This window comes from Halobacillus trueperi, from assembly GCF_003386945.1.
In the GTDB taxonomy this organism is placed as follows: domain Bacteria; phylum Bacillota; class Bacilli; order Bacillales; family Halobacillaceae; genus Halobacillus; species Halobacillus aidingensis.
This window is the reverse complement of the sequence record NZ_QUAE01000040.1, coordinates 1-12,979: the sequence shown is the minus strand read 5'-3', so window position 1 is coordinate 12,979 and position 12,979 is coordinate 1. Positions and strand designations below refer to the sequence as shown.

Here is a 12,979-nt window from a genome sequence, read left to right as displayed (position 1 = left end):
GACCGAATGGGGTGGTTGGGAAGCTGCGAGACTCCCGCGGGAATGGATTGGCTGGCGAGACCCCGCAGTGCGAAGCACGAGGAGGCTTGCCGTCATCCCCGCAGGAAAGCGAGTTGCTTCCCAGCCATCCCTGACGCTCAACACGGCAAACGAATCCCAAAACATCTCGAAATCAAGTCTTCCACAATCCTGCTATTTTGTTGAATAGGGATTTGAGTGGAGGTTTCTTTTTCTATACAATGGTCATGGAAATGAAAATACGAATGAAAAGGTGTTTTACCTATGAAGAAATATATCGTTGTCGGCGGGGGAGTGCTAGGCGCATCCACCGCTTATCACTTAGCAAAAGAAGGCGTCGACGTGAAAATCATCGACCGCAAAGATGAGGGACAGGCGACAGAAGCAGCTGCTGGAATCGTCTGCCCGTGGCTCGCTCAGCGCCGCAACAAGCGCTGGTACCGTCTCGTCAAAGGCGGCGCCCGTTACTATCCAGAACTGATCCGTCAGCTTGAAGCGGAAGGGGAAACACGGACAGGCTACCGTCGTGTCGGTGCAATCAGTCTCCAAAGGGATGAAGCTAAATTAGAAAAAACGATTGAGCGCGCGTTGAAGCGAAGAGAAGATGGCGCTCCTGAAATCGGTGAAATTACAAGGATTTCATCAGAAGAAGCGAAAAAGGTGTTTCCACCGCTCGGGGATGGATACGACGCGATTCATGTCAGTGGTGCGGCACGCGTCAATGGCCGTGAGTTGAGAGATGCCCTTCTTCGTGTAGCAGAGAAATATGGGGTACAAAGGATTTATGGAGATGCGAGCCTTATTCATGAAGGACAGAAGGTGACCGCTGTCGAAGTGGACGGCGTACGTCACGAAGCGGAAGAAGTGATTGTCACAGCTGGTGCGTGGGCGAAACCGATTCTCAAGCCGCTCGGCATTGATTTTCTCGTTCACCCTCAAAAAGCACAAATCGTTCATTTGGATCTGCCGAATACGGAAACGGAAGATTGGCCTGTTATTATGCCACCGAACAATCAGTACATGCTTTCCTTCGGGGGCGGCCGTGTTGTCATTGGTGCCACGCATGAAACCGATGCCGGTTTCGATGGACGTTCAACCGTAGGCGGCCTTCATTATGTTTTTGATAAGGCGCTTGAAGTGGCTCCTGGTCTTCATGACAGCACTTTTGCTGAAACGCGTGTAGGCTTCCGACCGTTTACGCCCGGGTCCCTGCCTGTTTTTGGTGGTATTCCTGAGTGGTCAAATTTATATGTCGCTAATGGTCTTGGAGCTTCTGGACTTACATCCGGCCCTTATGTTGGCGCAGAACTTGCTCGTCTGGTCCTTGGAAAAGAAACCGAGCTTGCCCCGGAGGATTATGACGTATCGGAAGCGCTTGGTTCTGAGTGAATGTCTCCATCTAAAAATCCTTGCAGCTTAATTAAGCTGCAAGGATTTTTCATTATTTCTCTGGATAGTCACAGTACTCGATGATCGTTCCTTCTGTATCAGCCGGATTCAAGTAAATGAGACGTCGTCCGTGTTTATTTGTCCGTAATGACCATTCCAGGGTCCGGATGCCTTGCTCCTCTAGTTCTTTCAATGCTGCGTCCAAGTCGCCGACATCATAGGCAATGTGATGGACCCCTTTTCCTTTTTGCTTAATGAAGCGGGCGATGGGGGAGGTTGTATTATTCGTAGGCATCAATAATTCTGTACGATCGCCTTTGATATTAATAATCGCGATTTCACTTTCTACTCCTTCTGCTTCACTTCGATAACGGTCAATCAAGGTTCCGCCAAGGACTTTGGTATAAAAAGTGATGCTGTCTTCGATATTGCGGACAGCGACTCCAATATGATCCAGTCTTTTTTCCACGTTCATTCTCCTCTGCTGCAATTCTGAGACCCATTTTAACATATGGACGCCCATCAAGCTCTCTTGTGGTTCTCAATAAAAGCCCTTTTTCACAGAATCTATCAAAACGTACAAGCTGATTTGTCTCTATCACATAAAGTAGAGCAGGAGGTGATTTTCTATGCCTGCCTGGATCAGCAACAGCTTTAAAATCCTGTCATCCTTTGTTCTGCATGTGGTTGTAACCCTATGTTTAATTGGTGCAGCGATTTTTACAATTGTAACTGGATTGACATGGATAAAAGGGTTGATCGTCATCGGTCTGTTGATTCTCTGGCTCTTTTCATTTGTGTGTGCTGCCCAAAAGCTGTACGCGTATTTGTTCGGCCGTTGGAAAGACGACGATGAATAATGAAAAAGGGGTCCTGTGGCACAGGACCCCTTTACATATTAATTTAGTTGTTTGACGACTTCTTTGGCAACGACTTCTGTGGATTGTGGATTTTGACCGGTAATCAGGTTGCCGTCCACTTCATAATGCTCCGACCAGTTTGGGCCGCTCACAAATGTTGCGCCCAACTCATTCAGCTTGCTCTCAAGCAGGAATGGCATGTGTTGATCGAGCGTTGTTTCCACTTCTTCGGCGTCGGTAAATGCATTGACGCGTTTTCCTTTGACCAGTGGTTCACCGTTAGACAGGGTAGCTCCAACAAGGCCTGCGGGACCATGGCAGACGGCTGCGACGATTTTATCTGCTTCATAAAAGTTACGAAGCAGCTTTTGCAGCTTTTCATTATCCGGAAAGTCGAACATCGTTCCGTGACCACCCGGTAGGAAAATGGCATCGTAGTCTTCCGCTTCGACGTCCGCGATTGGTGTTGTATTTTCTAAATGTGGTTTTGTATCTAAGATCTCTTGTGGTTCATCTTCGCTGACACTACCTGGGTCGACAGGTGAGCGGCCACCTTCAGGGCTTGCTACGGTCACCTCATAGCCATGTTTCTGAAACTCGTTGTAGGCTTCGCCGAATTCGGACAGCCAAATTCCTGTCGGCTGTTCATCCGTAATCTTTTCGTGGTTTGTAACGACCATCAGTACTTTTTTAGACATGATTGAACTCCTCCTTTGGTAGTGAATGTTATTTTAATATGTGAAAATCAACAGTGACAAACAATCTGCTTTGTCGCACATAGATAGAATTTCCCGTTTTACTATCTATAAAACATAGGCTAGCGTACATTGACAAAATGGAATGCTGCGCATACGATAAGTGTATATATGAATATATGCGCATATAAGGAAGGTGTCGATTTCATGAGTGAAGACAAAAATAAACGAGAAGATCAGGAGAAAAAACACGTCAATGAACTGGATGAAGAGACATTGTTCGTTGTTTCTCAGACATTCAAGGCGTTGTCCGATCCGACACGAATCAGAATCCTACATTTACTATGTGAACAAGAAATGTCCGTCAATCAAATTGCCGATACATTAGAACTTCGCCAATCGACCGTTTCCCACCAACTGCGGTTTCTAAAAAATCTACGCTTGGTGAAGTATCGAAGAGCGGGTACAACATTATTTTATTCCCACGATGATGAACACGTCATCGATCTATTGCAACAAACCATCAATCACGCTCTTCACCATTAAAGGGGAGAAAGAGAATGAAGGAATACAAACTGCAAGGTTTATCATGCGCGAATTGCGCAGCAGAAATGGAAGAGGAAATCCGCAAGCTCAACCACGGGGAAGACTCCGAGCTTCAGTTTTCATCGAGCAAATTAAGAGTTCAAAACGGCGTCGATATGGAAAAAGTACGCCGGATTTTGAAATCCGACGGCGCTTCTCTTGTCGATGATGAGGGAGCCCACGATCATAGTCATGGTCCGAACATGAAGCAGCTCGTCATTATTTCCTCGCTCATCTTCGGTGCGACCTTTTTATTGGAAGGAATGGTTGCCCCTTTCATCATGATCGGGATGTATTTGGCCGCGATTGCGATCAGTGGATATCAGACATTCTGGAAAGGTTTGAAAAACTTATCCAGGTTGAAGTTTAACATCGATACGCTGATGACAATTGCTCTCATCGGAGCCGTGGCGATCGGTGAATGGAAAGAAGCGACTCTTGTAGCCATTTTGTTCGGGCTGAATGAATATTTGGAAGGTCTCGGCATGGAAAAGGCACGGAGTTCGATGGAGCAATTGCTGAAAGTTGCTCCCAAACAAGCGACACGACTTCTGGCAGATGGGACGGAAGAAGTCGTAGGAATTGAAGATTTAAAAGAGGGAGATCTTGTCCTTGTAAAAGCGGGTGAAAAAATCCCATCAGACGGTGTGGTCATGGCTGGCTACAGCTCTGTGAATGAAGCAGCGATCACTGGGGAGTCGCTGCCTGTAGACAAGAAGCCTGGTGAAAAGCTATTTGGTGGCAGCATTAATAACGAAGGGTTGTTGAAGGTGGAAATCTCGAAGGCCTACAATGACTCTTCCCTCGCTAAAATTCTTCAGTTAGTGGAAGAAGCACAGGAGAGGAAGACACCGACAGAGCTTTTCATCAACAGATTCGCTAAATACTATACACCGTTGATCATGGTCATGGCCGGTCTTGTCATGGTATTTCCACCATTGCTTTTCTCTGCAACCTGGGGAGGTTCTTTTTACCAGGGACTGGCGGTTCTTATTGTGGGCTGCCCATGTGCATTGATTTTGTCCTCTCCAATTGCGATTCTCTCCGGAATTACGAAAAATGCGCGGAATGGCATTCTCGTCAAAGGTGGAGCTTTTCTTGAACAGCTTGGAAAAATTGAAAGCATTGCTTTTGATAAGACGGGTACGCTGACAAAAGGAGAACCTAAGGTCCGCGCAGTGAATGTTTATGAAGAGGGGCGTTTCTTTTCAGTGGCTCAAGCTGTTGAAAGAAATTCCTCCCACCCGATTGCGAAAGCGATCTTAGAAGATTCACGTGTTCAACAGGCGAATTCTTTGGAACCTTCCTCTGTTGATACGATTCCTGGGAAAGGCGTTCGAGCGGTCATTGAAGAAAAGACGTACTATGTGGGAAGCGAACAGACATTGACGCATCTAACTGTCTCAGAGGATGTAAAAGCAGACATCGACAAGCTGAAGGAAGATGGATTCACCCTTGTTATCATTTCTGACGAAAAAGAAGTACTCGGAATGTTCGGAGTAGCGGATGAAGTGCGGGAAGAAAGCCGTACGCTTATGAAACGTCTCCATTCCTTAGGCATCAAACATACGATCATGTTGACCGGTGACCACGAGAAGACGGCTGGAAAAGTGGCTGCAGAGATCGGTGTCACCGATGTCCATGCACAGCTCTTGCCAGATCAAAAAGTAGAAAAAGTCGACGAATTAAAAAGAAACTCCAAACTCGCCATGATTGGAGACGGGATCAATGATGCGCCTGCTCTCGCGATGGCTGATTTAGGGATTGCGATGGGGAAAGGAACGGACAGTGCGATTGAAACTGCCGATATCGTTCTCATGCAGGACCACCTCGGCAAACTGCCGAATGCATTCCGAATTGCGAAACGAGTGAATGCCGTCGTCAAATGGAATATTGGTATCGCCCTCGGCTTGAAAGTGATCGCCCTTCTTCTCACGATTCCAGGATGGCTCACCCTTTGGTTCGCCATTCTAGCTGATATGGGAGCAACGATTCTTGTCACGCTCATCAGTCTGACCATCCTTCTTATGAAAGATGAGTGACTCATATGGATTTATCTTCCACACCAGGTCATCCAAATAATGGATGACCTGGTGTGGTTTTATTTGGAAGAAATGTAGGCTGAGTGGACCGTTTTTGTTTTGTGCGGGTCTTTTGTGTTTGCGGCGGGGTCAGGAAAGGGAAACGTATCTCATGGTCGTACGGTAAATAGTGGCTTTGTTTCCGTCAAAACCATCCGTCCTTCCATACATACTTTTGCTGCGAAAAGACGACGATAAACCATATATAATGAGTGAGGATAATGGCTATGAAGATACAATTCGAAAATATAAAAAAACTTCATATCAAACATATTTACGGCCCCCTTCAACAAGAGGTGAGGACTCTTGCTTTTCATTCAAAAAGAGTCGAACCAGCAGCCGCTTTTTTTTGTTTGAAAGGGGAGAATTTTGATGGTCATGAATATATCGAAGAAGCCATCGGCCTGGGAGCTGCCACAATCATCGGCAGTGATGAAAAGGTGTTGGAGGAGCTTTCACAGATCTATGACCGTACAACTTTCTTACTTGTAGACAATGTTCGTTCCGTCATGTCTGTTTTTTCAAAGGATTTCTTCGGCTTTGCAGATGAAGAACTGAAAACCATTGGTGTAACAGGGACGAACGGCAAGACGACAGTCACAGCCTATATCCGGTCACTATTGACCTTGCTCGGCCTTCCGACTGGTTCGATTGGAACGACAGGGATATGGTCATCGAAACGGAAATTACAATATAAGAAAAGTACGCCAACAACGCCTGAATCCCTGGATCTACACCGGATTTTCCGTGACCTCAGAAACTTGGACGATGAAGGGGCAGTGATGGAGGTATCTTCTATTGCTCTCGATCAATGCAGGGTAGAGGGCATTCAATATGATGTGGCTGTCCATACGAATTTTTCTGAAGAGCACTTGGAATACCACCGGACGATTGATCATTACAGGGAATGTAAAATGCGTTTGTTCAACCAGGCGAACCACCGTGTTGTCAATATTGATGATGAAGGAATGGCACCTGAGCTGTTAGCGATGGGGAAGGATGGTCTTCTGACATACAGTATCGAAGGTCACCCACAGGCTGATTTGTCAGCAGAAAACATTGAGGTTATGAAAAAGGGGTCTCTGTTCGACCTCACCTATAAGGGAGACACGAAAAAAGTCTACGTTCCCGTCTATGGCACCTACAATGTCGCGAACGTACTGGCCGCGATCGCTACAGCATTTCATCTGAACTATTCTTGGGAGGAAGTGTTGGACGTACTTCCAAATATGGAAGGGCCGGAAGGGAGATTCCAGGTCATTGATACGCCGCTGAAGCAAACGGTGATTTTAGATTACGCGCATACACCCGTAGCCTTGAACAGGTTGCTGGAGGAGGTCAAGAAGCTTGATCACAGACGTTTAATCGTCATGATTGCAGGCATTGGCATCCGGGATTTCAACAAAATGCCGAAGATGGCGAAAGCGATTGAAGGGAAAGCGGATGAAGTGATCGTCACGGTCGATCACCCTGGCCATCATGACCCGCAATCCGTGGTCGATCAAGTGATGACTGGCTTTACTAATCCAAATGCGTCGAACATTCATCCAACACTCACGAGAGAAGAAGGTGTTCGTAAATCCATGCAGTTAGGTAAGGAAGGAGATATTATTCTTTTGACGAGTGGCTGCATCAACAATTCGCAAATCGTCAAAGGTGAAGAGATTCCTCACTCGGATGAAAAAATTATCGAGAGCTTTTACCCATCGGTCGCTCAATAAAACATCCAGTCTCGGCTCCCTGAGACTGGATGTTTTTCTGTTAATCAAACGTTTGTTCAACGAAATGTTTGTACTCGCAAAAGTAATCCGGGACCTCTTCAGGATTCAGTCCGTTTGTCATCACGGCAGCGATGGATTGATTGTACCATCTCTGTGCATCGGGACCCGCGTTAAAGTTTTTCCAAACCTCGTTCCCATAGGTTTCGATGTCTTGTTGCAGAGAGCGTAAGTTATCCAGCTTGTCAGCTATAATCAACGCTTTCAATTCAAGCGAAGCTTCCCTGACGGTGTTGATCGTATGTTGTTTTCTTTCTTGCCATGACTTGCTTTTATCTTCCGTATGAGCAGCGACGAGATCTCTGATGTCCCTACCGAATTCACGTTCAATATCCTTGAGGGTGTAGCTGGTGTCTTCGACCACATCATGGAGGTAGCCGGCACAAATCAGCACTTCACGGAATCCGGCCTGTTTTAAGAGATCCGCCACCCGGATAGGATGGACCACATAGTCTTCCGAAGAGTTTTTACGCTTTTGCCCCTGATGGGCCTTGGCTGCGAATGCTTTCGCTTTTTCAATCATCGACTACACGCCCCTTTTTTTGTTCATCATAACAAATAAAGGGGCAGAATGATTGCAAAAAGTGATAAAGGTTGATTAAATAAGAATGGATATTATATAATTAATAGGTTTAATCAACAGGTTGAAGGGGATGCTTTGCAAATGGAAATGATTGAAGTACAAGGACAACCGCCTCACAACTCAGAGCCCGTCGTATTAATCATCGGGAAAATGGATGGTGTTCATCTAGGACATCAGTCTCTCCTCCAGGAGGCAGAAAGGCTGGCGACAGAGGAAGATAAAATCGCTGTGTACGGTTTTTCTGATCACCCGAAATGGGTGCTGAGAGGCGATGAATCATTCAAATATTCACTATCGACGATTGAAGATCGCCAAACCCGTTTGGAGCAATTCGGTGTCGATCGTTATTATCACGTCCATTTTACAAAAGAATATGCAAAGACATCTCCTGAAGAATTCGTGCTTCAGCACTTGAACCGGTTGAACGTCCGCCATGTGATCGTCGGTGAGGATTTCCGTTTCGGCAAAGGGAGAGGGTCGGACGCTGAAGGGCTGGCAGAGCTATGTCAGCAAATCGGTGCCGGTGTTTCGATCGTCCCGGGTGTCCAGCTTCACGACAGAAAAGTGAGCAGTACGGATATCCGCACGCATGTAACACAAGGACGGATGGAAGCCGCACAGGCGATGCTTGGACGACCATTTGAAATCACAGGGGTCGTGGAAAAAGGCGAGCAGCTTGGCAGACAATTAGGCTTTCCGACATTGAACGTCGGAGGAATTGATGAATATGTCAAAGTGAAGCCAGGGGTCTATCTCGGGCTCGTGAAAAAAGTTCAGGAAGCACCGGAATACTATTATACGTTGATTAGTGCCGGCTATCGTCCAACGGTCAATGGAGATTCCTATAAGGTCGAAGCTTACCTCTTGGATTTTTCCGGAGACTTGTACGACCAAAAAGTAACCGTCCAATTCCTGCGCCACATGCGCGATGAAGAGAATTTCGACGGGATGGATGCATTGATTGAACAAATGCACCAAGATGAAAAAAATGCACGCGCGATTTTAGGCTTATAAACGATACTGACATCTTAGAAAGGAGGAAGCACCATGGGAATCGTCGTTGTTGAAGTTTGTGATGGAAACTTGATCAATGAAATGGATATCGAAAGCATCATTGAATCCGAATACCCGGAAGTGGCGGTACTCATTAGTGAATGCCTATCCTTCTGCGGCATGTGTGCCCTCCGTCCGTACGCCCTTGTCAATAATCAGCGGGTATTTGGAAAAACACCCGAAGAAGCATTGCAGAAAATTCGTGCAAAAATCGAAGAAGAATTAGCGATTTACGCTGAATAAGGCAGGGGAAGACCATGGGATTTTTTGATTCACTGATCAACAGCTTGCGTTTGCCGAAAAAGGAAGCGATGTTCCACTTGAACCGGAAAGGCATCACCCATACGATCGGTTATTTGTTCGTGTTGCTGCTTCTGCTCTTTTTACCGGACATGATCACATCGATCTTGTATTTAGAGACGAACCTGACAGAGGTATCACGAGGGATGTATATTGCACAGTTTCTCGTTTTCTACCCTTTGCTGATCGTTTTTCTAATCCTTGTCGGAGTATCCATTCTTGCCGGCGGAAGTCTGCTCATGCGAAAAGTTCTTTCGCGGAAGCTTACGTACCAGCAGCTGTGGAAATTGACCGCCTATGCTTGTACACTGCCTTTGATTCTGAGCGTATTATTAAAATATTTGACCGTACCGAACGCCATCAGCGCCCTTATTTTTATGGCGATCTTTGTTTACTACATGTACCGGATGATTACGGTTTATCCAAAAGTACCAGCGAAACCTTGAGTTCTTGCAGGTACTTTTTCTATTTGCCTTTTTTATATGTTAGAATATTCATTATTTAATGAAAAGGTGGGGGATATGATGACGAGAGCGTTAGTTTTGCAATCAGATTTTGGAATCAGTGATGGAGCCGTAAGTGCCATGCATGGGGTGGCGCATTCTGTAGATCATCAATTGTCGATCTTCGATTTAACCCACGACATCCCGCCTTTCAATATTTGGGAAGGATCCTACCGGCTGTGGCAGACGATGGCCTACTGGTCTGAGGGGACAGTATTCGTATCTGTCGTCGACCCTGGAGTAGGATCAACACGAAAAAGTATTGGTGTAAAAACAGGTTCCGGTCATTTTGTCATTACCCCGGATAATGGAACCTTGACTCATATCGCCCGCACGGAGGGCATCGTTGAAGTCAGGGAAATTGATGAAAAAGTGAACCGCCTGCCACGGTCAGGGGAGTCTTATACTTTTCACGGACGCGATATATATGCCTATACCGGGGCGCGTTTGGCTGCAGGGGTTATCACTTTTGAAGAAGTTGGACCTGTGCTTGATTCTGACTCGATTGAACGGATTTCTGTGAAAGAGCCTGCCGTCGATGAATCAACGGTCTCGGGTATCATTGACATCCTGGATATCCGTTTCGGCAACCTCTGGACGAACATACCCAGAGACTTTTTCAAGAAGATGGACATTGAATATGGTGATACTCTGAACGTTTCCATTTTGCATAATGGAGATGAGGTTTATCATAATTCTATGACTTTCGGCCGTTCGTTTGCAGATACTCATAAAGGCGAGCCACTCGTTTATGTGAACAGCCTCGATAATTTAGCGGTGGCCATCAACCAAGGGTCGTTTGCCAGGGCTTACAATATACGTACAGGATCGAATTGGATCATTCTTTTTGAAAAATGACTTCCCGCTTCTACGGGGAGTTTTTCTCTTGTCTATGAGCAGAATAAAAGCTTGTGAGGACTTGCTGTGCTACACTTATCCATGTAAAACCTTTACAAGAAAAGGAGAATGATCAATGAAGACAGTTACGCTACATAGCACCATTGAAATGCCTCAACTAGGCTTTGGTGTTTGGCAAGTCGAAGAAAAAGACGCGGTTCCAGCCGTTACAAAAGCGATTGAAACAGGCTACCGTTCGATTGATACAGCTGCGATTTATGGGAACGAAAAACAAGTCGGTGAAGCGATCCGCCAGAGTGGTGTAGCTCGTGACGAATTGTTCATTACGACAAAAGTCTGGAACACAGACCAAGGTTACGAAAACACATTGAAGGCTTTTGAAACGAGCCTTGATAAACTTGGGTTAGACTATGTGGACCTTTATTTGATCCACTGGCCGACACCAGAATATGATGAATACGTGGAAACATACAAAGCGCTTGAACAGCTGCAAAAAGACGGCAAAGTCAAAGCGATCGGCGTATGTAACTTCGATATCGATCACCTGCAGCGTCTGCTTGACGAGTGTGAAGTGAAGCCTGCGGTCAACCAGGTCGAGTGCCACCCATACTTGGCACAAAACGAGCTGAAAGACTTCTGCCGCGACAATGGCATTCTACTTGAAGCATGGAGCCCGCTGATGCAAGGTGGAGAAGTATTGAAAAACGATACGATCCAGTCCATCGCTGAAAAGCACGGCAAAACGCCAGCACAAGTCATCATCCGCTGGCACCTGCAGAACGACACGGTCGTTATTCCGAAGTCTATCACGCCATCCCGCATCGAAGAGAACTTCGACGTGTTTGATTTTGACCTGACAGCCGACGATATGGCTGCGATCAATAAACTGGACCGCGGCGAGCGCAAAGGCCCGAAACCATCTGAAATGAACGTACGATAAATAGAGGTAGACTGCCCTTAGTTGGCAGTCTTTTTTTATGGACAAAGGGGCTGGGATGCATTTTAATAAAGGGGAAAGGAGCGAACTCATGATTATAAAAACTCGCGTCATCCCACCTGATATCAACCATTTAGAAATGCTGCTGCGTCGCATCAAAGTAAACCATCCTGTCACCCCTCAAGTGGAAGAAATGCTCTCCACCAAACAAGCCGGCTGGCACGGCGAACAATCCCTGGATTTTCACCTCGACTACTTGAAAGAACCTCATTCCATCCTTCATAACCTTCGTCTTCATGATGGCCACCACTTTTTCCAAATCGATACTCTAATCTTATTCCCTACATTCATCCTGATCATTGAATCTAAAAACATGAAAGGTCAGATATCCATTCACCGCGAGAAGAAGGAAATGCGTCGCGACCTGGAAGGATTTCAGGACCCCGTGGAGCAGGCGGAACGGCAGAGAGATTTGCTCGAAGAGTGGTTACTGCGACATATGGGTCTTACCGTGCCCGTGGATTTCCTAGTTGTTTTTACAAATCGAAAGTGTACCCTCGAATTTGATTCATTTGACTCTCGTATCCATGAAAAAGTGATACGTGCCACATCGTTGGTTGGTGCGATTGAAAGGAAGAAGGGGTTTTATCAGGAAGAAGTTCTGACTCGTGTTGAAATGATGCGTGTTGGGCGTGCGCTTGCTGACGCTCATCAAGAGCTTGTCCCTGATTATATGAAGCGGTTCAATTTGAATTACTCTGATCTTCAGAAAGGCGTGAGGTGTCCGGAGTGTGGAAAGTATTTTATGAGGAAAACACCTAGGCGATGGAAGTGTGCTCATTGCCATTGTACCTCTGTCAATGCTTATGAACTCGCACTTAAAGAGTATGCTATTCTGGTTTCTAAAACAATGAGCATTAGAGAAGGACAGGATTTCTTAAGGATAGGCTCCAGGCATGTAGTTTACCGGATATTGTCTGCATATGCGCAGAGTACTATTGGTGGAGGGAGGTATGTTAGGTATGTGCTCTAGTTCAATAGCTAGGGTGACATTTTACGCGCGCAGGAAGAGTGAGTCGCGCGCAGGAAGAGCGAGCCGCGCGCAGGAAGAGTGAGCCGCGCGCAGGAAGAGTGAGTCGCGCGCAGGAAGAGTGAGCCGCGCGCAGGAAGAGTGAGCCGCGCGCAGGAAGAGTGAGCCGCGCGCAGGAAGAATGAGCCGCGCGCAGGAAGAGCGAGTCGCGCGCAGGAAAAGTGAGTCGCGCGCAGGAAGAGTGAGCCGCGCGCAGGAAGAGCGAGTCGCGCGCAGGAAGAGCGAGTCGCGCGCAGGAAGAGTGAGTCG

General features: G+C 46.6%; 14 protein-coding genes. 11 read left to right on the top strand and 3 right to left on the bottom strand.

Features of this window, described 5'->3' with window-relative positions; genetic code table 11:
• Window positions 1–282: 282 nt before the first annotated feature.
• Entirely contained in the window at window positions 283–1,407 is a 1,125-nt protein-coding gene (locus tag DYE48_RS20660) for an NAD(P)/FAD-dependent oxidoreductase (protein WP_115825190.1), read from the top strand.
• A 52-nt stretch (window positions 1,408–1,459) separates the two neighbouring features.
• On the opposite strand, the gene DYE48_RS20655 is transcribed toward DYE48_RS20660, so the two are convergent.
• On the bottom strand, window positions 1,460–1,876 hold the full coding sequence (locus DYE48_RS20655) for a VOC family protein (RefSeq protein ID WP_115825191.1): 417 nt from the start codon (window positions 1,874–1,876) through the stop codon (window positions 1,460–1,462).
• 160 nt (window positions 1,877–2,036) lie between these two features.
• On the opposite strand from DYE48_RS20655, the gene DYE48_RS20650 reads away from it, so the two are divergent.
• Window positions 2,037–2,267: a hypothetical protein gene (locus DYE48_RS20650; protein ID WP_115825189.1), complete on the top strand. Its 231-nt coding sequence runs from the start codon at window positions 2,037–2,039 to the stop codon at window positions 2,265–2,267.
• Between the two features lie 38 nt (window positions 2,268–2,305).
• On the opposite strand, the gene DYE48_RS20645 is transcribed toward DYE48_RS20650, so the two are convergent.
• Window positions 2,306–2,965, bottom strand: coding sequence for a type 1 glutamine amidotransferase domain-containing protein (locus tag DYE48_RS20645; RefSeq protein ID WP_089652902.1), 660 nt, complete (start codon window positions 2,963–2,965; stop codon window positions 2,306–2,308).
• A 204-nt stretch (window positions 2,966–3,169) separates the two neighbouring features.
• Between DYE48_RS20645 and DYE48_RS20640 the strand changes: the two genes are divergently transcribed.
• The 3 genes from DYE48_RS20640 (at window position 3,170) to DYE48_RS20630 (ending at window position 7,349) form a co-directional block, all read left to right on the top strand.
• Window positions 3,170–3,508 carry an ArsR/SmtB family transcription factor gene (locus DYE48_RS20640; RefSeq protein WP_115825188.1) on the top strand — a complete coding sequence of 113 codons (339 nt, stop codon included), beginning with the start codon at window positions 3,170–3,172 and terminating at the stop codon, window positions 3,506–3,508.
• Between the two features lie 14 nt (window positions 3,509–3,522).
• Window positions 3,523–5,589: a heavy metal translocating P-type ATPase gene (locus DYE48_RS20635; protein ID WP_115825187.1), complete on the top strand. Its 2,067-nt coding sequence runs from the start codon at window positions 3,523–3,525 to the stop codon at window positions 5,587–5,589.
• A gap of 266 nt (window positions 5,590–5,855) precedes the next feature.
• Entirely contained in the window at window positions 5,856–7,349 is a 1,494-nt protein-coding gene (locus DYE48_RS20630) for a UDP-N-acetylmuramoyl-L-alanyl-D-glutamate--2,6-diaminopimelate ligase (protein WP_115825186.1), read from the top strand.
• A 40-nt stretch (window positions 7,350–7,389) separates the two neighbouring features.
• On the opposite strand, the gene DYE48_RS20625 is transcribed toward DYE48_RS20630, so the two are convergent.
• Window positions 7,390–7,929 carry an HD domain-containing protein gene (locus DYE48_RS20625; protein WP_115825185.1) on the bottom strand — a complete coding sequence of 180 codons (540 nt, stop codon included), beginning with the start codon at window positions 7,927–7,929 and terminating at the stop codon, window positions 7,390–7,392.
• A 141-nt stretch (window positions 7,930–8,070) separates the two neighbouring features.
• Between DYE48_RS20625 and DYE48_RS20620 the strand changes: the two genes are divergently transcribed.
• The 6 genes from DYE48_RS20620 (at window position 8,071) to DYE48_RS20595 (ending at window position 12,673) form a co-directional block, all read left to right on the top strand.
• The gene (locus DYE48_RS20620; RefSeq protein ID WP_115825184.1) at window positions 8,071–9,003 is read left to right on the top strand and encodes a bifunctional riboflavin kinase/FAD synthetase; all 933 of its coding nucleotides are present in this window, start codon (window positions 8,071–8,073) and stop codon (window positions 9,001–9,003) included.
• A 33-nt stretch (window positions 9,004–9,036) separates the two neighbouring features.
• On the top strand, window positions 9,037–9,285 hold the full coding sequence (locus DYE48_RS20615) for a YuzB family protein (protein WP_089652897.1): 249 nt from the start codon (window positions 9,037–9,039) through the stop codon (window positions 9,283–9,285).
• Between the two features lie 14 nt (window positions 9,286–9,299).
• Window positions 9,300–9,788, top strand: a complete 489-nt coding sequence (locus DYE48_RS20610) for a DUF1189 family protein (RefSeq protein ID WP_089652896.1) — start codon at window positions 9,300–9,302, stop codon at window positions 9,786–9,788.
• Between the two features lie 75 nt (window positions 9,789–9,863).
• Window positions 9,864–10,703 (top strand): SAM hydrolase/SAM-dependent halogenase family protein, encoded by an 840-nt coding sequence (locus DYE48_RS20605; protein WP_208639676.1) that lies wholly within the window; start codon window positions 9,864–9,866, stop codon window positions 10,701–10,703.
• Between the two features lie 115 nt (window positions 10,704–10,818).
• Complete coding sequence (locus tag DYE48_RS20600) at window positions 10,819–11,643, top strand: aldo/keto reductase (RefSeq protein ID WP_115825182.1); 825 nt, start codon at window positions 10,819–10,821, stop codon at window positions 11,641–11,643.
• A gap of 88 nt (window positions 11,644–11,731) precedes the next feature.
• A complete protein-coding gene (locus DYE48_RS20595) occupies window positions 11,732–12,673 on the top strand; it encodes an NERD domain-containing protein (RefSeq protein WP_167449569.1) in 942 nt (313 codons plus the stop codon).
• Window positions 12,674–12,979 lie beyond the last annotated feature (306 nt).